Below are 21,133 nucleotides of genomic sequence, written 5' to 3'. Positions count from 1 at the left end.
CAGTCCGAAGATGACCGACACGCGGACCCTCCGAGCCTCCGATGACAACGTCCTGGAAGTACGGACCGGCGTCACCGGCAAGGCGTCGTCGATGGGGCATCGGTTGACCCTGGTGATGCGGGAGTGGACCGCCACCGTCTCGGAGAAGGCCGGCGAACTGGTCGGGGTGGACGTGACGGTGGACGTGGACTCGCTGACCGTCACCCACGGCGAGGGCGGGGTCACGCCGATGTTCGGGCCGGAGAAGGCCATGGCCCGGTCCAACGCGCTGAAGACGCTGCACAGCAAGGACTTCCCGACCATCCGCTACGTCAGCACCGACGTCACGGGCACCGACGAGGGCTACCGGCTGACCGGATCGCTCACCGTCCACGGCACCGAGCGTCCCCACACCGTCGACCTGCGGGTGGCGCGGGTGCAGGAGCAGTGGCGGGCGTCCTTCGAGACCACGGTGACCCAGACCGACTTCGGCATCGAGCCCTACTCGCAGATGTTCGGGGCCATGAAGGTGGTAGACGACGTCGTGGTCACCTTCGACGCGGGGTTGTGAGGGCGCTGCTCGAATAGTGGATCCTTGGCCCCGCTTTCCGGGGCGTGGTTTCCACGATTCGGAGGGACTTGCCGAGCTTCGCGGCGGCGGATCTGGGCCGCAGACGCGCTGCCGGTGACTGTGCCTCGACCGCGCGACCCCTTCAGCACCAGTAGGCCCTCCGCAGTAAGACGCCCACGCCCTTGACAACCGGCGTTCTGAAGGTAGAGGAGCCCACCGACCTCATTTCGAGTATCGATTGTCTCGGCGGTTGCCGTCGTTTCGACACTGACCGGGTCGAGGATCGGCTCCAGGATGGGTGCGCCGAGCGTTGCCAGCAACACAGCAATCGTCTCGAGAAATTCGTGGCAATCGGCTTCTAACGGCTCGGGCGTATGGGGATTCGACGCCTGGTTGCCGTTCACGAGCTGGTAGCGACCCGCTTTGGTCGCCCGATCGATCGACAACCATTCCAGATAGGAAGCGTGGGTGGATGTCCACTCGTTCGTCAGCGAAACCGCAACCATCGAACGCGTCCAGAAATCTTTGCTCTTTGCGTGCTGTTCAGTCGTTCGCCGACGTTGCCCGTCTGACCGATGTAGGACTGCGCAGCGTTGTCCAAGTCGGAGCCGAACAGGAAATAGACCCCGACCTGTGCAGATTCCGGCCGCCTGAGAAAATCGCCGAGTAACGGGCGAGGGATTTCGAAAACACGGACAGTACGCGTCGTGATGCTGGCGATACGCAGCCCTGCCGGACTGCCCGAAGGCAGGTAGATCTGGATTGTTTGTGCGCGCGCCACGCTCATCTGATTCCGTTCCATTCTGTGACGGTTCGAACCAGAACCCACGCATTCCCGTGCACCTCATACTTCGCGATTACTCTGATTTCAGTACATCAGCGACGGCGTTTTCGTCCCCGCGGACCGATGACCTCGGAAGCCTCTGGATGCAGTCGACGATAGGCGTCTATGACGTCCTGTAACTGGTGTTCCGGGCGCTGTGGGTCTCGGTAGCGCGTGTCGCCGACCGAACCACGGTATTCCTCTGCCAGTCGCCGCATCTCGAGCCGGTCTGCTGCTGCATCGGGAACAACGAGATCGCGCTCGGTTCCCTCCGCTTCGTTCGTGAGTCCACGACCCTCCGCTTTGAGGTCGTCCCAGTATTTGGGGTTCGAGATCGGTCGGCTCATCAGTGACTCCTCTACCCCCGCGCCATGTCCACGAACCGCGACAGATGCAGCTGGTGGGCCACGGTGATGGTCGCCGTCGGGCCGTTACGGTGCTTGCCCAGGATCAGGTCCGCCTCACCGCCACGCGGATCGTCGCGCTCGGTGGCGTCGGGACGGTAGAGCAGGATGACCATGTCGGCGTCCTGCTCGAGGGAGCCGGACTCGCGAAGGTCGGACACCATCGGCTTCTTGTCGGTGCGCTGCTCGGGACCACGGTTGAGCTGACAGATCGCGACCACGGGGACCATGAGTTCCTTGGCCAGCAACTTGAGCGAACGTGAGAAGTCCGAGACCTCCTGCTGGCGCGACTCGACCTTCTTGCCGGACGACATCAGCTGCAGATAGTCGATGACGATCAGCTTGAGGTCGTGCCGCTGCTTGAGCCGCCGGGCCTTCGCGCGGATCTCCATCATGGTGAGGTTCGGCGAATCGTCCACGAACAGCGGCGCTTCGCTGATCTCGCTCATGCGGCGGGCGAGGCGCGTCCAGTCGTCGTCGGTCATCTTGCCCGAGCGCATGTCGCCCAGCTTGATCTTCGCCTCGGCCGAGAGCAGGCGCATCACGATTTCGGTGCGGCTCATCTCGAGGGAGAACATGACACTGGCCATGCCGTGCTTGATGGAGCACGAGCGCATGAAATCCATACCGAGAGTGGAGTTGTGCGTCGGCACCATCGACCGGCCCGCGAGGTAGAGGTGGTCGGCGTTGTCGACCTCCACGCACCGCACCGGGACCGACTCGATCTTCCGGACGGCCGTGATCATTCGACTCGACGACCGCGCTGTACCGACCGCCTTGCGGCGCTGCTTGTGCAGCACGTCCTTCCGCGTCAGCCCGAAGACCTGCTCGTCCGTCGCGAAGGTCAGCGTGAACGCGGTCGACGAGGACTCGCGTCGACCCTTCACCGACTTGGTCGCCAACTGAACGCGGTACCCGAGGCTGACGATCAGCTCGGCGACGTCCGTCGCGAGCCGCTCGTGAGTGACGCTGAACTGCACGCTCCCACCGCCGGTCACGGTTCCGTCCGTGTCCAACAGGCCGGCCAGCAGGGCGCGGCGCTGCGCCTCGGACGCGCGCAGGTACTCGATCGGGATGTGCTTGGTGTTCAGGACCCCGACGGTGCGCAGCGCAGTCTCGGGCTCCACCGACCCCTCGCTCTCGATGCGGGCGATGATCTCGGGATCGTCCGACGTGATCTGCGCGCACGCACTGGTGCCGTCGCCGAGCCAGGCACCGAGCGTGTAGGGCGGGACCAGCAGGTCGGCCTCGTCGAACTGCAGCGGCGCAGTGTTGGTCACCGAGTGGTTGGTGCGCCCGTCCTTGGTCGCGCACCGGACGGTCGCCGCGATCTCCTCGGTGGTGCGTACCTCGGCGAACGTGCGCTGGTTGCGGTAGCCGTTGTACTGCGTTGCCGCCGCCTGCGCGGACTTGCGCGACGCACGGGTGTCGGTCAGCCACTGGTGTTCCGCGTCGGCGACGATGACCGTCCCGTCGGAGAACTCCACCTCATAGCAGGGGCGACCGACCATGACGTCCGTTGCAGCGACGACGCGTGTCGCGCGGCCCGACGCGTCGATCAACCGATCGCCCACCTCGACCTCGCCCATGGTGGTCCAGCCCGTCGGGGTCGGCAGGGGGGTGTCGAGTGCGAGGGCCTTTCCGACACCCGGTCTCGCCGCCACGATGATCATCTGCCCCGGGTGCAGACCGTTGGTCACCTCGTCGAGCTCGGTGAAGCCGGTGGGCACACCGTTGGACATGCCGCCGCGGCTGGCGATGGAGTCGATCTCGTCCATCGTGGGCTGCAGCAGCTCCTCGAGCTGCACGAAGTCCTCGGCGGTACGGCGCTCGGTGACCTCGTACACCTCGGCCTGGGCGCGGTCGACCACCTCGGAGACGTCCTGACCGTCGGCGCCGGCGTAACCGAACTGCACGATGCGCGTGCCGGCCTCCACCAGCCGCCGCAGGATGGCCTTCTCGACGACGATCTCGGCGTAGAACGAGGCGTTGGCCGCCGTCGGCACCGTCTGCGTCAGCGTGACCAGATAGGGCGGTCCACCGATGCGCTTGAGTTCCCCGCGCCGCTCGAGCTCGGCCGAGACGGTCACCGGGTCGGCCGGATCCCCGCGGCCGTAGAGGTCGAGGATCGCGTCGTAGACCATCTGGTGGGCCGGGCGGTAGAAGTCACCGGGCCGCAGGATCTCGAGCACGTCGGCGATGGCGTCCTTGCTCAGCAGCATGCCGCCGAGCACGGACTGCTCCGCGGCCATGTCCTGCGGAGGCTGGCGGCCGAAGTCCTCACCGGGCGGCTCGGACGGGCCGGAATAGTCGCTCGACCCGCGATCGTCCACCACAGCCACAGATATTCGCCGCCTTCTCGCTCGTGCCGACGGCCGTCACCGGACCGTCGAATCCCGCGGGGTGATGCCCCGGAGATGTCTACCTCGGCGCACCGACAGGACGACCCGATCCGCGGCCTCGAGATCGATGCCGGAGGGACGTTAGGGGCTCGAATCGGGTCGCGCAAAAGCGCTTGTGGACCGACCCGGGGATGGACTGTGCAAACTGCGGGACGCGGTGTTGACCATCTGTGGACAACCTGGGGAGCACCGAGAAAGTTTCAGTGGAAACAGCAGGTCAGAGGCTGTTCATGAACTTTCTTTCCTGGGGATCGACTCGGCGTCGGCGTGTCCACGGGAGTTGACAACTCGGGCGTGTCGGGTCGCGCGGGACCGGAGTTATCAACATGACGTGGCTCACACCGACGGAATTCGAACGTTGGCCTCGTTTTCGCGACTTAGTCCGGGCACGACGACGCCCCGGCCCGCCGTGGAGGCGAACCGGGGCGTCGTGCAGCGCTGGGCGCGGACCTAGGAGGCCGTGACCTCGAGGTCGAACGCAGCGGTGACGTCGGGGTGCAGCGCGACCGTGATGCGGTGCTTGCCGACGGACTTGATGTGCGACTTCGGCAGCTCGACGCTGCGCTTGTCGACGGTGGGGCCACCGGCGGACTTGAGCGCGGCGGCGACGTCGGCGGCGGTGACCGAGCCGAAGAGCTTGCCCGAATCGCCGGCGGTACGCACCGTCAGCGACACCGAGTCGAGGCCCTCGATGGCCTGCTTGAGCTCGTTGGCGTGGTCGAGTCCGCGCACGGCGCGGGCTTCCTGCGCACGACGGATGCCGTCGACCTGCTTCTGCGCGCCGCGGGTGGCCACGATGGCCAGGCCGCGAGGCAGCAGGTAGTTGCGGCCGTATCCGTCCTTGACCTCCACGGTGTCGCCGGGCGCACCGAGGTTGTCGACATCAGCGGTGAGGATGAGCTTCATGGTTTCCCTTTCCCCTTATCGCGCAGTCGCGGCGTAGGGCAGCAGGGCCACCTCACGCGAGTTCTTGACTGCGATGGCGATGTCCCGCTGATGCTGGACGCAGTTGCCGGTGACACGACGAGCGCGGATCTTGCCGCGATCGCTGACGTACTTACGCAGCAGCGTCGTGTCCTTGTAGTCGATGGACGTGTTCTTTTCCTTGCAGAAGGCGCAGACCTTCTTCTTGATCACCTTGTCGCGCAACGGCGGTTTGGGCATGGTCGATCTCCAGATCAGATGTGATGCGTGTGTTGGGGTGCCGGTCAGAACGGCGGTTCGTCGTCCCCGCCACGGTTGCCGCCACCGAACGAGCCCGATGCCTGCGGGGCGCTGCCCCACGGATCGTCGTTCTGCGAGCTGCCACCGGACGCGGGACGAGGCGATCCGCCCGACCCACCGGAGGAACCGAACCCGCCTCCGCCACCGCCGCCACCGCGACTGACCTTGTTGACCTTGGCCGTCGCGTAGCGGAGCGAAGGGCCGACCTCGTCGACCTCGAGTTCGACGACAGTGCGCTTCTCACCCTCACGCGTCTCGAAGGAACGCTGCCGGAGCCGGCCCGTGACGACCACCCGAGCGCCGCGAGTCAGGGACTCGGCGACGTTCTCCGCTGCCTCACGCCAGATGTTGCAGCGGAGGAACAGCGCGTCGCCGTCCTTCCACTCGTTGGTCTGGCGATCGAAGGTGCGGGGGGTGGACGCGACGGTGAAGTTCGCGACCGCCGCACCGGCGGGGGTGAATCGAAGTTCGGGATCGGCCGTCAGGTTTCCGACGACGGTGATGACGGTTTCGCCTGCCATGATTCCTCTTTCTCGTACCTCGTCAGTGCCTGCAGTGTCGTGTCCGCCGCCAGCCTAGGGGCGGGCGCCGACAAGGAAGGTCACTTGCCGCGGCGGAGAACCTTGGTGCGCAGAACGGACTCGTTCAGGCCCAGCTGACGATCGAGCTCGGACACCGAAGCAGGCTCGGCATCGATGTCGATGACGGCGTAGATACCTTCGGAGTGCTTCTCGATCTCGTAGGCGAGACGGCGCTTACCCCACACATCGACCTTGTCGATCTTGCCGCCGTCCTTGCGGATGACGTTGAGGAACGTATCCAGCGACGGGGCGACGGTGCGCTCGTCCAGGTTGGGGTCGAGAATGACCATCAGTTCGTAATGACGCATGAGACCTCATCACCTCCTATGGACTGTGAAACGGTCACGGACGATCCGTGACAGGAGGGTCGTTGCGTCAGCAACCTGCCCAGGGTACCTTCCGCACCCACCGCCGACGAAATCCCGCCCGAGCGCCCCGCCCACCCCCGCCCTAGGGTGAGGTCATGGAGACCGGTCGCCGCGCGAGTCCGCTCGTGGCCGCGTCGGTCACGCTCGTCGCCCTGGTCACGATGGCGCTCGGGTATCTCAACAAGGCGCGGTGCGCGGGTCCGCCCTTCGACGCCGCCGGGCGTAGCGAGGCGTTCGACCGCATCAAGGACGCCACCGTCTGCTATTCCGACATCCAGTTCCTCTGGCTGGATCGGGGCATCGACCAGCACCTGTTCCCCTACGTCGGTGGGGCGATCGCACCCGACGGCACCCTGACCGGCGGCACCGTCGAGTACCCGGTGCTCAGCGGGCTGCTGATGTGGCTCGGCGCCCTGGGCAGTCACACCGACGCGGAGTTCCTGGCGTGGTCGGCGGTCCTGCTGGCCCCGTTCGGCGCGGTGACGGCGTGGATGCTCGGCCGCCTGACCGGCCGCGTCGCGCTGATCTGGTCCGCCAGTCCCGCGCTGGTGCTGTACGCGTTCCACAACTGGGAACTTCCCGTCGTCGCAACGACGGTCGGCGCGGTCGCGGTGATGGCGACGCGACTCCCGCTGCGGGTGCGCGCGGTGGTCGCCGCCGTGCTGCTCGGGATCGGCTTCTGCCTCAAGCTCTACCCGGGCGCGTTCGTGCTCCCGCTGGCGGCCCACGTCCTGTACGCGAACGCGAGCACGGGCCGACGCGACGTGCGCGGCGCGCTGGGCGTCCTCGCCGCGGCCGGGGCCACGGTGGGGGCGATCAACGTGCCGTTCGCCGTCGTCGGCTTCGACGGATGGCGGGCGTCGTTCGCCTTCCAGGGACTGCGCCGGGTGGACATCACCACCAACTCCGTCTGGTACTGGGGCGTGCGGTATCTCTTCGAGACCCCCGGCGCGACACCCGAGGTGAGCACGGCGGCCGACGCCGCCTTCCAGTCGGCGGTCGACCTGCTCTCCCCCGTCCTGGTCCTGCTGTCCTTCGCCGGCGCGCTGTGGTTCGGCCGTCGTCGACTCGCCGTCGTCGGGACGTACCCGTGGGTGCAGACCAGCGCGGTGATGCTCACGGGGTTCCTGCTCTTCCACAAGGTCCATTCCCCGCAGTACACCCTGTGGATCCTGCCGTTCTTCGTGCTCCTCCGCGTGCCCTGGCAGGTGGTCGGTGCCTATCTGATGACGGACGTCGTCGTGGGCGTGGGCGTCTTCCGCTGGTTCGCGGCCCTCGCCGCCGGCACCGACGCGTCGGCGGAGGAGAGCCTGGTGGTGCTCGGCGTGTGGGCGCGCACCGCGCTGCTGCTGGTCCTGCTGGTCGTCTTCGCCCGCGCGGCGGTCCGGACGCCCACCACTCGCCGCGCACGGCCGACCGCGCGACGGCTCGAATCGGAGGAGGTACCGGCATGAGCGACTGGATCGAGCACGAGACGTTGCGGGGGACGCACGTCGTTCTGGAACCGCTGACCGACGGGCACGTCGACGACCTCGTCGCGGCCGCCGACGACGAGCGCATCTTCCGGTGGACCAGCGCACCGATCAGGACGCCCGACGACGCCGCCGCCTACATCGAGGCGGCGCTGGCCGACCCGACCCGGCAGCCCTTCCTCCAACGCACCGCGGACGGCACCCCCGTGGGCACGACGTCGTACTACCTGATCGACCCGGCTCACCGGAGTCTCGCGATCGGCTACACCTGGCTCTCGACGACGGTGCAGGGCACCGCGGTCAATCCGGAGGCCAAGGTGCTGTTGCTGGACCGCGCGTTCAGCCGCGGCGCAGTGCGCGTGGAATGGCACACCGACGAACACAATGCCCAATCCCGCGCCGCAATTCTTGGGCTGGGCGCGCAGTTCGAGGGACTGCTTCGTAAACATCGGCAACGGTCCGACGGGTCGTGGCGCACCACCGCGCTCTTCGCGATGACCGACGACGACTGGCCGGACGCATGCATTCGATTGAATGAAAAGGTGCGAAATCGGTTTGACCGGCCCAGAAATGGTGACAGACCAACCGTTCCGATGCCATGATTCTGCGAACCGGGCAATCGCCCGGTTTTCGGATACGCGTCTCGTCGGGGGAGGCGTGCCGGCATGGAGGCGTGACTCATGGCCACACTCGTCTTCGATCGACCGCCAGCAGCCGACATCACGGCGCTCACCTCTCGACCGAAACTCACCGCACGCGAGATCGAGGTTCTCCTCGCCTGGTTCCGCAGCGATTCCAAACCCGCTGTCGCGCGGACCCTCTACCTGTCCCTCGGAACGGTCAACACGCACCTGACCCGGATCCGTCAGAAGTACGCGGCCGTCGGGCGTCCCGCGCCGACCAAGGCGTCCCTGGTGGCGCGGGCGCTGCAGGACGACATCGTCGCCCTGACCGACCTGTAGCCCGGGCGGATCGACCGGTCAGCGGGGGGAGCGGAGCGCTCCTCGGCCGCACGGCGGGGCGTAGTCCACGCCCGGCAGCAGGCCCGCCCACTCGGGCTCGGTGACCAGCGTTCCCGCTCGCGCACAGAGGTTCTCGATCGCGGCCTCGGGATCGATCGTCCACTGCCGCACGGTGCCACCGACCCCGCCCGCCACCACGGTGTCGGCACCCACGAAGACCGCGTCGTAGACCCGCTCCCCGGTCGCGCTCAGGGCGGCGAAGGGCTGCGGCGCGGTCGGATCGCGCACGTCCCAGATCCACGCCGAGTCGATCGACGTGCCCCCCACCAGGCGTCCGTCGTCGGCATCGAACGCCAGCGAGTACACCTCGGTGTCGGCGCCGGTCGTGCCGAGCACCCGCAACTGCGCCGGATCGGTGGCATCGACGAGGGTGACGGTTCCGTCCGCGGTGCCGACGGCCAGCACCGACCGGTCCGCCGACAGCGCGACCGCGTTGCCCGCGGCCGGCAATCCCGTCAGCTGTCCGATCCGCACCGGGCGGAGCGGATCCGTCAGGTCCCACGTCTCGACGGCAGCGGCCGACGTGGCGACGTGCACGACCGCGCGGTCCGTCCGGAAGATCGACAGCGACGGCAGACCGGTCACCGTGAACGTCGACACGGCGCGCGGGGCGGCGGGATCGGCCAGATCGAGGACCGCGACGTCGGGCGCGTCCTGCTGCGAGAGGAGCAGATACCGGTCGTCGGCGGTGAACGCGAGACCGCCGACCAGCAGGGGCACCACGCCGTCGATCGCGCCGAGCCGCACCGGGCGGGCGGGATCGGTGACGTCCCACGTCTCGACGCCACCGGTGCTCGTGCCGACCACCGCCGTCGAGCTGTCCCAGCTCAGCGCCGACGCACCGGTGTACACCACCCCCGGACCGGGACGCAGCGTCGCCGGCGTCGGCTCGACGCCACCGGCCCCGGCCCGCCACACCACGGCGCCGTCTCCGCGCTGTCCGACACCGGCGAGCACCGACGGGCCACCCTGCCGGTGGACCAGGGTGAAGACGCTGGCCGTCGGCCCCGGCAGGTCGGGACCGGGGACGCGCCATCGCCGGGTGGTCCCACCTCCGTCGGACGTGATCAGCGATCCGGTGCCGCCGAACGCGACGCTGCCGACCACCGCCGGACCGGGGAGAGTCGCCACCTCGTCGTCGGTGCGCGCGTTCCACACGACCGTCGACGCGTCCGAGCTGCCCGCGGCGAAGAACTGCCCGGTGCGATCGAAGGCGACCGTCGTGACGTAGCTGCCGAACTGTCCCAGGGGCGCGAGGTCGGTGAGCCTGCCGTCGCCGCCGAGCGTCCACCGCCGGACCTCTCGCCCGGTGGTCCCCGCCGCCAGCGTCGTTCCGTCCGGCGCCACGTCGAGATCGAGATAGCGGTAGGTGGAGCCGTCGAACGGGACGGCGAACAGGGCCTCGCCCGAGTCGGTGTCCCACACGGTGAGTGCGCGCCCGTTCCCGGCCCCCACGAGGCGACGACCGTCCGGCGTGTAGTCCACGACGGTGTTGCCGGCCCCGGGGACGTCCAGTCGCGTCGGCGGCGCCGGCGTCTCGTACGACCACCGCAGCACCGTCGACGTCGCGGTGCCCACCGCCAGCTCGGCGCTTCCCGGCCGGAACACGATCGACTGCGCCGTCGTGTCGAGGGGGAGCGTCGCGATCCTGCGCGGCCCGCCCCGCACCGAGACGTCGTACACGGCGACGAGCGTGGCGCTGCCGACCGCGACGCGCGTTCCCGACGCGTCCACCGCGAGGGACTGCACGGGCCCGGCGTCGGTGGTCACGCGCGACGGCGGGGCCTGCGCGAACGCGCTCTCGTCGTCGGGGTCGCCGCGATACAGGTCCACCGAACCCGAGGAATAGCCCACGGCCAGAACGCGTCCCGCCTCGTCGAGCACGGACTGGGTGGGACCCGCCGGGCCGACGACGCGCGTCGGGACCGCCGACGCCGTGGTGTCCAGAACCGCCGACCGGGCGTCGAACGACGGGTCCATCTCGTACGCGGCCACCGCCAACTGCGCCGACAGTGCCGGATCCTGGTCGCGGAGTCGCCGTGACTGCGCGAGGACGACCCGCGCGTCCGCGACGGCCCGAGCCTCGACCGCGTCGTTGCGTTCGGACACCGCGCGTGATCGCGCCGACACCGCGAGCGTCGCCGCGGCCACCGCCAGCACCGTCATCACGGCCAGCGCCGAGGTCAACGCCGCCCGCACCCGGGCCCGTCGGCGACGCGCGTCGGCCGTCCGGCGATGCTCGGCGGCCGATTCGGTGACGTACTCCGTCTCGAGCGCGTTGAGGTGCTCGCGACGCCCGCCGGTGGCGAGCAGCGACTCGTACAGCGCCGACCGCGTCTCGCTCAACAGCTCGCCACGATCGCGGCCCGTCTCGTCCCATCCGCGCGCGTACTGCGTCAGCGTGCGGTGATGCACCACCCACGCCCGGTGGGCGTCGATCAGTTCCGCGAACCTCGGCCACGTGGTCACCAACGCCTCGTGGGTGATGGACACGAACTGCTCGTCGACCGTCAGCAACCTGGCGTCGGTGAGATCGTCGACCACCTCGGCGGCGACGGCCCCTACCTCGGCGAGGGGGACGAGACGACGCGTCACGGTCGGGCCGTCGAGGTCCACCAGTCGCAGGAGCAGACGCTCGGCGACGGCCCGCTCGTCGGCGTCGTAGGCGCCGAGCACCGCTTCCGCCGTCTGCTCGACCGCCGCGGCGATCCCCCCGGTCGCCCGATAGTCCGCGACGGACAACACGGACGTGCGCGCGCGCTCCCAGGTCGCGAGAAGGACGTGCGAGAGCAGGGGGAGCGTCGACGGCGACAGTCCCTGCTGCGATCGCACACCCAGTTCCGCGAGCAGCACGTCGACCAGCGCGGGGTCGAAGCGGGCGCCGGCGGTCTCGGCGGGAGCGGTGATCACCCGACGCACCCGCTGCTCGTCGAGCGGCCCGACGACCAGCGGACCCGACGAGAGCACGGCCGCCATCGTCGGCTCGGTCAGGGCGGACGCGTAGAAGTCCGCGCGCAGCGCCACGACCGCCACCACGGGGTGATCGGCGTCGGTGGTCAGGTTCTCGAGGCGGTCGAGGTAGCGCCGGCGCTCGCTCGCGTCGAACGCCTCGCCCCACAGTTCCTCGGCCTGGTCGATCACGACGACGTCCGGACGCGCATCGAGGTCGCGCAGGTCCCGGAGGTCGTGGAGATCCCGGAGGCGCGACGGCGTGGTGCGCACCGCCGTCCGCGCACCGAGGTCGCCGCGCTCGATCCGCGCGAGCAGGCCGGCCGACAGCAGCGACGACTTCCCGGCACCGGACGCTCCGACCACGGCGAGGATTCCTCCGCCGGTCAGCAGCCGAACCCGGTCGAGCAGCGCGTCGGTCTCGTCCGCGCGGCCGTGGAACCACCGGGAGTCATCGACGGAGAAGGCCGCGAGACCTCGGTAGGGCGTCGCCGCCGCCCGCCGCTGGGTCGCCCGCCGCACGCGCAGCACCGCCGCCCACCAGGCGTCGGCGTCGTCGGGGGCGACCCCGCACGCATCGAGCACGCGACGGAAGGAGTCCTGGTTGCTCGGCGTCGGAACGTGCTTGCCACTGAACCAGCCGCCCACCGTCGCCAGGCGGACGTCGGCGCGGTCGGCGATCGCCCGCACGGTGACCCCGCTCGACTCCCGCAGGCCCCGCAGGGCGTCCGCGAGGTCCTCCCGCGACTGCACTGCCCCCGGATCCCGCCCGGCCCCCCAGCTCATGTCGCCGACTCTAGGCGCAGGTCGGCGGCGGATGCGCGTTCGGAGTTCGTTCGGACACCGCGCCTCGGCTGGTCGCGGGACCAGCGCGCAACGAGCATCGAGACCATGCGCCAGCCTGCGGATCCCGCCGCGATTCCGTCCCTCAGCGATCGTGAGGTCGAAGTCCTTCTCGCGTGGTTCGCGGCCGACTCGAAGACCGACACGGCGCGAGCCCTCTACATCGCGCCGTGCACCGTGCACACCCACATCACGCGAGTACGGGCGAAGTACGAGGCGGTGGGCCGCCCGGCACAGACGAAAGCCGCCCTGTTCGCACGCGCGATCCAGGACGGCTTCACGTCCGTCGAGAGTTGGTGAGCGGTCAGACGTTGACCTTGGCCTCGTCGGCGTGGCCCTCGGCCGCGAGTCGACGATTGCGTCGGATGCTGGACAGGAACGACAGGCCGATCAGCACGACGCCCACCAGACCGGTGACGATCTCGTTGATGTGCACGCCGATGGACACCAGCAGGATCGCGGCCAGAGCGCCGATGGCCCAGTGCGCACCGTGCTCGAGGTACACGTAGTCGTCGAGCGTGCCCTTGCGCACCAGGAAGACCGTCAGGGAGCGGACGAACATCGCACCGATGAAACCGAGGCCCAGGGCGATGACGATCGGGTCCGCCGTGATGGCGAACGCGCCGATGACGCCGTCGAAGCTGAACGACGCGTCGAGCACCTCGAGGTAGAGAAAGAGGAAGAAGCCGGCCTTGCCGGTCGCCTTGGCCAGATCGGACGGACCCGACTGTTCCTCCTCGTCCTCCCCGGGGACGTGGAAGAGATTGCCGAGGCCGTTGACCGTGATGTACGTGATCATGCCGAGGACACCGGAGACCATGACCGTCGAGATCTTCTCGTCCTCCGCGAGGAACTCGGCCGCGAGCACCAGCGAGACGCCGGCGACGACGACGGGCAGCATGTCGAGCTTGCCCGCCTTGGCCAGCGGCTTCTCGATCCACGAGAGCCAGGTGTGCTCGCGCTCCTCGAAGATGAAGCCGAGGAACAGCATCATGAGGAACATGCCGCCGAACGCCGCGATCTGCGGGTGCGCGTCGGTGATCAGCGTCTCGTAGGACGGGCTGCCGTCCGGGAAGTACGGGGCGTCGTCGGCCGGGGGGTTCAGCGCGAGGCGCATCGCCTCGACGGGCCCCAGCCCGGACGCGGCCCAGACGATCACCAGCGGGAACACCAACCGCATGCCGAACACGGCGATCACGATGCCGATGGTGAGGAAGATCTTCTGCCAGAAATCGCTCATCCGGCGCAGCACCGTCGCGTTGATGACGGCGTTGTCGAACGACAGCGACACCTCGAGGATGCCGAGGATCACCACCAGCGCGACCGCTTGCCAACTGCCGTAGACGAACGCGACGACGATGGCGAGCGCCGTGATGGCGAACGACCACCCGAAGATTCTGAGCACCGATCCTGGCCTTCCTGGTGGCGTCGACCCCGTGCGAGCCGAGCCTGACACGAATACTGCCCGCCACCCGTGTCGGATGGCGGGCAGTTCGAGCGTGACGAACGGGGCGAACGCTCCGTCCGTGGCTGGACTCTACTCCCGGTGGGGTGGGGTCACCCCCGGCGCGAGGGGGATCAGACGTTCACGCCGAAGTCGCGGGCGATGCCGGCGAGACCGGAGGCGTAGCCCTGACCGACGGCGCGGAACTTCCACTCGTTGTTGTTCCGGTACAGCTCGCCGAACACCATGGCGGTCTCCGTCGAGGCGTCCTCGCTGAGGTCGTAGCGGGCGAGCTCGGAACCGGTGGACTTGTCGACGACGCGGATGTACGCGTTGCGCACCTGGCCGAAGGACTGCGAGCGGGCGTCGGCCTCGTAGATCGACACCGGGAAGGTGATGGTGTCGATGTTCGGCGGCACCGCGGACAGCTCGACGTTGATGACCTCGTCGTCGCCGTCGCCCTCACCGGTGGTGTTGTCACCGATGTGCTCGATCGAGCCGTCCGGGGACTTGAGGTTGTTGAAGAAGACGAAGTGCTGGTCGCTGACGACCTTCTTGTCCGTGCCGAGCGCGATGGCGCTGGCGTCGAGGTCGAAGTCGGTGCCCGTGGTGGTCCGCACGTCCCATCCCAGGCCCACCGACACCGCGGTCAGGTTCGGTGCCGCTTTGGTCAGGGAGACGTTGCCGCCCTTGCTCAGGCTGACGCCCATGATGCTTCCTCTCGTCGATGCGTTCCGTGTCACCCGCGCGGAGTCACCCGCTCGGTGACCCTCGCCGGGTGGATCCTTCTGCACGTTCATACCGCCAACGACCGACGACGCACACGCGTTCCCGACGGACGGCCGTAGGATCGTGACCGTGACTCACCGGTGGCCCGGGCGGCTCAGCCGTTCGACCGCCCGTGCGGAGGCGGTCGCCGACATTCGCAGCGACACGGTGCGCTCGTTCCTGGACATGGACACCCGCCAGAGCATCGCGGCCGGCGGTGTCCACGCGCTCGAGAAGCTCGGCCGGGCCGAGGACGCCCTGCGCGAGCGGTGGCGGCGGGTCGAGGAACAGTGCTTCGCGGCCGGCGCCACCTACCTCGCCGCGACGGAACGTCCCGAGTCCGACGCGTCCGAGGAGGCCTGGTCCGCGTTCGCCGCGGCGATCGCGCAGCTCGCGGCGGCCAGCGCGGCCGTCGACGAGTTCTACGGCGCGTACCGCGGCCGGCTCGAGCACGCCGTCGCCGAGTACGCCGCCGTCCCCCGGCTGGCCGCCGACGCCCGGCGGACGGCGCAGGACGCGGCCGGGCGGGTGGACGGCTCGCAGCCGTACCACCGGTTCCCCTCGGTCCGCCGCGCTCTCGGCGAGGTCGACGCCGCCCTCACCGCGCTGGCCCGCGCCGAGGCCACCGGCCTCGGACCCGACGTCGTCGCGGCCGCGGCCTGCACCCGCGAGGCCGCCGACGCACTGCGCAGCACGCTCGCCGACGCCCCCGGTCGCGCCGACGCCGCCGCCAAGGCCCTGGCGTCGGTCCGCACCCGGCTGCAGGCCGTCGGGACGCGGGCGGAGAACATCGCGCCGGCGTACTCGGCGCTGCTGCGCGAGTTCGTCGCCGCCGGGTCGGCGGACCTGACGGGCGCCCGCGAACGCTGCGAGGAGCACATGCGCGCCGCCGCCGCGGACATCGACGCCGCGACCGTCGCTGCGCGACAGGGGGATCCGGAGGGCGCGCTCGACCACATCGGGGTCGCGCGGCAACACCTCGCGGACGCGGAGGAGGACGTCGACGCCGTCACCGACCGACTCGCCCGGCTCCGGGAGGTCCGCGACCATCCCGATCGCGTCGAGCAGGGCGTGCGTTTCCGATTGCGTGACGCGCAACTGCTGGTGGTCGACCGCGGCCGGGTTGCCGAGTGGGGATCGGTCCTGGATGCTCAACTCGCGCGCCTGGAGCGCGCCGGCGATCGACTCGCCGTCGGCCGCCCGGACTACTGGGCGTATCTGCGTGAGCTGGACGCCATCGACGCGTTCGTCGCGGGTGTGATCGACCGCGTGCGCGGCCGCCGCACCTGACCATCGATCGAAAGGCACACCGGTGCAGCACTTCTCCCACCTGGACGACGACGTCCGGGCGCGGCTGTTCGACCGTCCGCCCGCCGACGTGTCCGCGGACAGCGACGTCGTCGACCGTGCGCTGGCCCTCGGCGCCACCCTCTACGCCCCCGCCACGCGGACCGATCTGGCCGACACCGTCCGGCGCCGGGCCGCGGACGGGGTGCGGTCGATGGTGCTCGACCTCGAGGACGCCGTCGCGGACCACGACCTCGACGGCGCGCGACGACGGGTGGTGGACGCGGTCCGCGATCTCGCCGGCGATCCACCCGACGCGGCCGTCTTCGTCCGCGTCCGCACGATCGACGACATGCACCGGGTCTGCGACGGAATCGTCGGCGCCGCAGCGTCGCTCGCCGGGTTCGTGCTGCCGAAGTTCCGCCCCGCCGTCGGCGACGAGTTCCTCACCGCGGTGTCCGAGCGCGCCGCGGACCTGGGCGTGCCGTTCGGGGTGATGCCCGTGGTGGAGACACCCGAGGTGGTACACCGCGAGACCCGCGACGAGGAACTGTCCGGCATTCGCGAGGTTCTCGGGCGGCACCGTGACCGGGTGCTCGCGGTCCGGATCGGCGCCACCGACATGAGCGGACTGTTCGGCATCCGCCGCGACCGCGACCTCACCATCTACGACGTGCGTGTGGTGGCGGACACCATCGCGGCCGTCGTCAACCACCTCGGCCGCACGGACGGAACGGGTTTCGTGGTCACCGGCCCGGTGTGGGAGTACTTCGCCGACCACGAGCGACTGTTCCGACCGCTCCTGCGCCAGACACCCTTCGCCGAGCACGACGCGGTGCGCTTCCGAACGCACCTCGTGAGCCGCGACATCGACGGACTCCTCCGCGAGGTCGCCCTCGACCGGGCGAACGGCCTGCACGGCAAGACCGTCATCCACCCCACGCACGTCGCCGCCGTCCACGCCCTGTCGGTGGTGACCCGCGAGGAGTACCGCGACGCGTGCGACGTCGCGGCCGCGTCGGGCGGCGGCGTCCGGGCGTCGGACTACCGGAACAAGATGAACGAGTCGGGGCCCCACCGCACCTGGGCCGAGCGCACCCTGCGCCGAGCACACGTGTTCGGGGTGACCGCCGACGGCGTCTCGTTCGTCGACGTGATGCGGGCGCTCGTCGTCCCGGAGGGGGAGCGATGAGCACCGCTGCGAGCGGAACGCCCTGGGCCACGGCCGAACTGGGGCTGCGCGTCGAGCATGTCGACTCGCCGGTCGGTCTCCGGGTCGAGGAATTGGTCGAGCCGGGACTGCGCCGCAACCCCAAGCGCGCCCACCTGCTGGTCTCGACGGTGCTGGGCAAGCACATCCCGTGCTCCCCGGACCGGGTGATCGAGGCCGCCGGCCTGCTCGCGGACCGGTGCGCCGCCGTGCTGTCGGACGTGCCCGGTCCGGTCGCGGTGTTCGGATTCGCCGAGACGGCCACCGGTCTGGGCCACGGCGTCGCCACGGCACTCGACGCCGCGGCCTACCTGCACTCGACGCGCCGATCGGTGCCGGGGTTCCCGGTGGTCGGCGGGTTCGAGGAGGGGCACTCGCACGCCACCGATCACGCCCTGGTGCCCACGGACCTCGCGGTCGACCTGCCCCCCGAGTGTCCGCTGGTGCTGGTGGACGACGAGATCTCCACCGGCGCCACGGCTCTCGACGCCGTCCGTGCGCTGCACGTGCTGTCCCCACGGGACCGCTACGTGGTCGCCTCCTTGGTCGACATGCGGTCCGACGAGGACCGCCGACGGCTGTCCGAGGCCGCCGCGGCGCTCGGGGTGCGCATCGACTCGGTGTCCCTCGCCACCGGCCGGGTCACGACGCCCGACGGACTGACCGACGCGGTGGCCGCCCTGCCGCCGACTCCCGACCGCGACCCGGCACCCCGGCGGGGAACGACGCGTCGCGTCGACGTCCCCTGGCCGGACGGCGTGCCAGACGGAGGCCGCCACGGCTTCCGCGCGTCGGACCGACCGGCCTTCGACGAGGCCGTGGACCGGGCCGCCGAGGCCCTGGGACCCGCGCTCGGCGACGGGCCCGTCGTCGTGGTCGGGCACGAGGAGCTGATGTACCTGCCGCTGCGCCTGGCGGAGTCGCTGACCCGCGCCGGTGTGCACGCCCTGTTCCAGACGACGTCCCGATCGCCGGCCTACGTCCGCGACGATCCGGGCTACCCGCTGCGACGCGGGTGGTCGTTCCGTCCGCCGGAGGGCGGCGACGGGCGTCGCTACCTGTACAACGCGTCGGTGTCCGGACGCGACGCGACGGTGGTGCTGGTGGTCGATCCGCCCGCCGACACCGAGCACCTCGTCGCCGAGGACGGCGTGGTCGACGCGTTGACGGCGTCGGGCATCGACGTGGTGGTCGCCGTGGTGGCGACGGACCCCGCCCACCTCACCGCGGACCGGCGCTCGTGACCACCCCGCTGCACGGTCCCGAGTTCTCCTCGTACGCCGCCGACGAGGTGTCCTGGCTGCTGCAGGACCTGTCCCGGGTCGACCTCGAGGCGCCCACCGCCGAGCGCGAACGCAGGATCCAGTCCGGCGCAGCCCATTACGCGGAGTCACTCCCTGTCGAGTATCAGCCCGACGAGCAGTACCGGGCCCTGTTCGAGAGGGTCCTGGCCGAGAGCGCCCCCCGGCTGGCGACCGCCGTGGGCATCGTCACCGAACTGATTCGCGCCGAACGCGGCCCGCACCCGGTGGTGGCCTCGCTCGCGCGTGCCGGCACGCCCATCGGCATCCTGATCCGGCGCTGGGCCCGCCACGTGCACGGCGAGGACTGGCCGCACTACACCGTCTCGATCGTGCGTGGTCGCGGAATCGACAGCGCCGCACTGGACTACCTGAGCCGGCACCACGACCCGTCGTCGGTCGTGTTCGTGGACGGGTGGACGGGCAAGGGCGCCATCGCGCGGGAACTCACCGAGGCCCTGGACGCGCACGCCGCGGCCGGGGGAGCGCGGTTCGACGACCGACTCGCGGTGCTGGCCGATCCCGGTCACTGCGTCACCACCTACGGCACCCGGGACGACTTCCTCATTGCCTCGGCCTGCCTCAATTCGACGGTGTCCGGTCTGGTGTCCCGCACGGTGCTGAACGATGCGCTCATCGGCCCCGGCGAGTTCCACGGCGCCAAGTTCTACGCCGAGCTGGCCGACGTCGACGTCTCGAACCGATTGTTGGACAGCGTCTCCGCGTGTTTCGACGACGTCCGTGACGCGGTGGCCGCGGGCGTGCGGGACGTGCTGGCGAGCGACCGCACGCCCACCTGGTCAGGGTGGCGCTCGGTCGAGGACGTGCAGCGCCGGTACGGCATCGCGAGCGTCAACTTCGTCAAACCCGGTGTCGGGGAGGCCACGCGGGTACTGCTGCGCCGCGTGCCGTGGCGGGTGCTCGTCCGTGACGCCGACGCCCCGGAACACCGCCACATCCGCCTGCTGGCCGAGGCACGCGGGGTCCCCGTCGACGTGGTGCCGGACCTCGCCTACTCCTGCATGGGTCTGATCAAGGAGATGACGTGACCGTGCTGATCGCCACGGACCTCGACCGCACCATGATCTACAGCGCCGGCGCACTCGCGGAAGGATCGAGCCCCGCCGGCACCGTGTGCGTCGAGCATCTCGACGGACAGCCGTTGTCCTTCATGTCCTCTCGCGCCGCCGAGCTGCTCCGGGCCCTGACGCGGACGGCCGTCGTCCTCCCCACCACGACGCGCACGGTCGAGCAGTTCCGCCGCATCGACCTGCCCGGCGCACCGTGGCGGTACGCCGTCACCAGCAACGGCGGCACCGTTCTGGTCGACGGCGAGCCGGACCGGGCCTGGCGCGACGGCGTCGACCGGGCCGTGCGCGACTCCGCCGCCTCGCTTGCCGACGTCGGCTCCGAGCTCGACCGACTCGGCGAGCCCGACTGGATTCTCAAGCGGCGCACTGCCGACGACCTCTTCTGCTACCTCGTGGTGGACACCGCCGCCATGCCGTCGTCGTTCGTCCGGGACTGGGGACACTGGTGCGCCGAGCGCGGCTGGAACGTCTCGCAGCAGGGCCGCAAGGTCTACGCGATGCCCGACGCCGTCTGCAAGTCCCGCGCCGTCGCCGAGGTCCGCGCCCGCCTGATCGCCGACGGCGTCCTCCCCGACACCGCACCGGTTCTCGCCGCCGGCGACGGTGCGCTCGACGCCGAGATGCTCCGCGCCGCCGACGCCGCCGTCCGCCCCCGACACGGCGAACTCGAGGCGCTCGGCTGGGAGTGTCCGGGCCTCACGGTGACCGCTGCCGCGGGCGCCACCGCCGCCGAGGAGATCCTGCGCTGGTTCGCGAACCGCATTCCGACCGGCGTCGCCACGTAGGCTTGGGCACCACGACCGCGACCAGGTAGGAGCACCGTGTCCACACCGCTGACCAAGGGCCAGAACGCGCCGCTCACCACCGCCGGCGTACGCGTCGGCGTCCAGCTGAGCGCACCGGCCGACATCTCCGCCCTGCTCGTCACCGACGCGGGCACCGTGCGCAGCGACGCCGACTTCGTCTTCTTCAACCAACCCACCGGGCCCGGCGTGCGTCTCGACGGAACGCAGGTCGTCGTCACCACCGCCGACGTCCCCGCCGACATCGCCCAGATTCGCGTCGTCGTCACCCTCGACGACGACACCGCCACCTTCGGACGATTCGACGCGCCCACCGCCGTCGTCCTCGACGGGTCCGGCGCGGAACTGTTCAGCTACCGCATCGACGGATTGTCGTCAGAATCCATCGTCATCGCCCTCGAGCTCTACCGCCGCGGCGACGGATGGAAGGTGCGCGCCGTCGGGCAGGGTTACGCCGGGGGGTTTGCGGCGCTGGTCCAGGACCACGGGGTGAGTGTCGACGATGCGCCGGCCGCTCCCGCGCCCACGCCGCCGCCCACTCCCACGCCGCCGCCTGCGCCGACGCCCCCGCCCGCTCCCACTCCCACGTCC

General features: G+C 70.1%; 21 protein-coding genes and 1 pseudogene. 11 read left to right on the top strand and 11 right to left on the bottom strand.

Annotation, left to right across the window (positions count from 1 at the left end; genetic code table 11):
- Positions 1–10: 10 nt before the first annotated feature.
- Positions 11–550 carry a YceI family protein gene (locus HQ603_RS14810; protein ID WP_222685381.1) on the top strand — a complete coding sequence of 180 codons (540 nt, stop codon included), beginning with the start codon at positions 11–13 and terminating at the stop codon, positions 548–550.
- Here HQ603_RS14810 and HQ603_RS14805 read toward each other — a convergent pair.
- The 8 genes from HQ603_RS14805 to rpsF form a co-directional block, all read right to left on the bottom strand.
- Positions 481–1,056 (bottom strand): hypothetical protein, encoded by a 576-nt coding sequence (locus HQ603_RS14805; protein ID WP_222685379.1) that lies wholly within the window; start codon positions 1,054–1,056, stop codon positions 481–483. The genes HQ603_RS14810 and HQ603_RS14805 overlap by 70 nt on opposite strands.
- Positions 1,038–1,337: a hypothetical protein gene (locus HQ603_RS14800; RefSeq protein ID WP_222685377.1), complete on the bottom strand. Its 300-nt coding sequence runs from the start codon at positions 1,335–1,337 to the stop codon at positions 1,038–1,040. Before HQ603_RS14800 ends, HQ603_RS14805 begins: the two co-directional genes overlap by 19 nt.
- Positions 1,338–1,426: 89 nt before the next feature.
- On the bottom strand, positions 1,427–1,720 hold the full coding sequence (locus HQ603_RS14795) for a hypothetical protein (protein ID WP_222685376.1): 294 nt from the start codon (positions 1,718–1,720) through the stop codon (positions 1,427–1,429).
- An 11-nt stretch (positions 1,721–1,731) separates the two neighbouring features.
- Positions 1,732–4,119 carry a replicative DNA helicase gene (gene dnaB / locus HQ603_RS14790; RefSeq protein WP_222685374.1) on the bottom strand — a complete coding sequence of 796 codons (2,388 nt, stop codon included), beginning with the start codon at positions 4,117–4,119 and terminating at the stop codon, positions 1,732–1,734.
- Positions 4,120–4,629: 510 nt separating this feature from the next.
- Positions 4,630–5,085, bottom strand: a complete 456-nt coding sequence (gene rplI, locus HQ603_RS14785; protein WP_068104522.1) for a 50S ribosomal protein L9 — start codon at positions 5,083–5,085, stop codon at positions 4,630–4,632.
- 15 nt (positions 5,086–5,100) lie between these two features.
- Positions 5,101–5,343, bottom strand: coding sequence for a 30S ribosomal protein S18 (gene rpsR, locus HQ603_RS14780; protein WP_027506021.1), 243 nt, complete (start codon positions 5,341–5,343; stop codon positions 5,101–5,103).
- Positions 5,344–5,387: 44 nt separating this feature from the next.
- Positions 5,388–5,924, bottom strand: a complete 537-nt coding sequence (locus HQ603_RS14775) for a single-stranded DNA-binding protein (protein WP_222676915.1) — start codon at positions 5,922–5,924, stop codon at positions 5,388–5,390.
- Positions 5,925–6,004: 80 nt separating this feature from the next.
- Positions 6,005–6,292 carry a 30S ribosomal protein S6 gene (rpsF, locus tag HQ603_RS14770; protein WP_068104516.1) on the bottom strand — a complete coding sequence of 96 codons (288 nt, stop codon included), beginning with the start codon at positions 6,290–6,292 and terminating at the stop codon, positions 6,005–6,007.
- A gap of 155 nt (positions 6,293–6,447) precedes the next feature.
- Here rpsF and HQ603_RS14765 point away from each other — a divergent pair, with 155 nt between their 5' ends.
- The 3 genes and pseudogenes from HQ603_RS14765 to HQ603_RS14755 all read left to right on the top strand — a co-directional run.
- The gene (locus tag HQ603_RS14765; protein WP_222685372.1) at positions 6,448–7,806 is read left to right on the top strand and encodes a hypothetical protein; all 1,359 of its coding nucleotides are present in this window, start codon (positions 6,448–6,450) and stop codon (positions 7,804–7,806) included.
- On the top strand, positions 7,803–8,426 hold the full coding sequence (locus tag HQ603_RS14760) for a GNAT family N-acetyltransferase (RefSeq protein ID WP_222685371.1): 624 nt from the start codon (positions 7,803–7,805) through the stop codon (positions 8,424–8,426). The genes HQ603_RS14765 and HQ603_RS14760 overlap by 4 nt, the downstream gene beginning before the upstream one ends.
- Positions 8,427–8,537: 111 nt before the next feature.
- Positions 8,538–8,786, top strand: a pseudogene (locus tag HQ603_RS14755) (LuxR C-terminal-related transcriptional regulator); the annotation flags it as partial.
- Positions 8,787–8,804: 18 nt separating this feature from the next.
- Here the strand turns inward: HQ603_RS14755 and HQ603_RS14750 are convergent.
- Positions 8,805–12,581 (bottom strand): nSTAND1 domain-containing NTPase, encoded by a 3,777-nt coding sequence (locus tag HQ603_RS14750; RefSeq protein WP_222685367.1) that lies wholly within the window; start codon positions 12,579–12,581, stop codon positions 8,805–8,807.
- Between the two features lie 105 nt (positions 12,582–12,686).
- On the opposite strand from HQ603_RS14750, the gene HQ603_RS14745 reads away from it, so the two are divergent.
- On the top strand, positions 12,687–12,938 hold the full coding sequence (locus HQ603_RS14745; protein ID WP_222685366.1) for a LuxR C-terminal-related transcriptional regulator: 252 nt from the start codon (positions 12,687–12,689) through the stop codon (positions 12,936–12,938).
- Between the two features lie 4 nt (positions 12,939–12,942).
- Here the strand turns inward: HQ603_RS14745 and HQ603_RS14740 are convergent, their stop codons facing one another.
- Positions 12,943–14,043: a DUF475 domain-containing protein gene (locus HQ603_RS14740; protein WP_222685364.1), complete on the bottom strand. Its 1,101-nt coding sequence runs from the start codon at positions 14,041–14,043 to the stop codon at positions 12,943–12,945.
- 173 nt (positions 14,044–14,216) lie between these two features.
- Positions 14,217–14,792: a TerD family protein gene (locus HQ603_RS14735; RefSeq protein ID WP_222685362.1), complete on the bottom strand. Its 576-nt coding sequence runs from the start codon at positions 14,790–14,792 to the stop codon at positions 14,217–14,219.
- A gap of 148 nt (positions 14,793–14,940) precedes the next feature.
- Between HQ603_RS14735 and HQ603_RS14730 the strand changes: the two genes are divergently transcribed.
- From HQ603_RS14730 to HQ603_RS14705, 6 genes are all read left to right on the top strand, one after another.
- Entirely contained in the window at positions 14,941–16,140 is a 1,200-nt protein-coding gene (locus tag HQ603_RS14730) for a hypothetical protein (RefSeq protein ID WP_308126547.1), read from the top strand.
- 22 nt (positions 16,141–16,162) lie between these two features.
- Positions 16,163–17,329: an HpcH/HpaI aldolase/citrate lyase family protein gene (locus HQ603_RS14725; RefSeq protein ID WP_222685360.1), complete on the top strand. Its 1,167-nt coding sequence runs from the start codon at positions 16,163–16,165 to the stop codon at positions 17,327–17,329.
- Positions 17,326–18,591: a phosphoribosyltransferase family protein gene (locus HQ603_RS14720; RefSeq protein ID WP_222685357.1), complete on the top strand. Its 1,266-nt coding sequence runs from the start codon at positions 17,326–17,328 to the stop codon at positions 18,589–18,591. The genes HQ603_RS14725 and HQ603_RS14720 overlap by 4 nt, the downstream gene beginning before the upstream one ends.
- Complete coding sequence (locus HQ603_RS14715; protein ID WP_222685356.1) at positions 18,588–19,697, top strand: cysteine protease StiP family protein; 1,110 nt, start codon at positions 18,588–18,590, stop codon at positions 19,695–19,697. Before HQ603_RS14720 ends, HQ603_RS14715 begins: the two co-directional genes overlap by 4 nt.
- On the top strand, positions 19,694–20,524 hold the full coding sequence (locus HQ603_RS14710; protein WP_222685354.1) for an HAD family hydrolase: 831 nt from the start codon (positions 19,694–19,696) through the stop codon (positions 20,522–20,524). Before HQ603_RS14715 ends, HQ603_RS14710 begins: the two co-directional genes overlap by 4 nt.
- A gap of 36 nt (positions 20,525–20,560) precedes the next feature.
- Positions 20,561–21,133 (top strand): TerD family protein (locus HQ603_RS14705; RefSeq protein WP_222685352.1); only part of this gene is annotated, 573 nt, incomplete at its 3' end.

Source organism: Rhodococcoides corynebacterioides (genome assembly GCF_019834675.1).
In the GTDB taxonomy this organism is placed as follows: domain Bacteria; phylum Actinomycetota; class Actinomycetes; order Mycobacteriales; family Mycobacteriaceae; genus Rhodococcoides; species Rhodococcoides corynebacterioides_A.
Note: the sequence above shows the minus strand (reverse complement) of the source record. Positions and strands in the feature narration are given on the sequence as shown.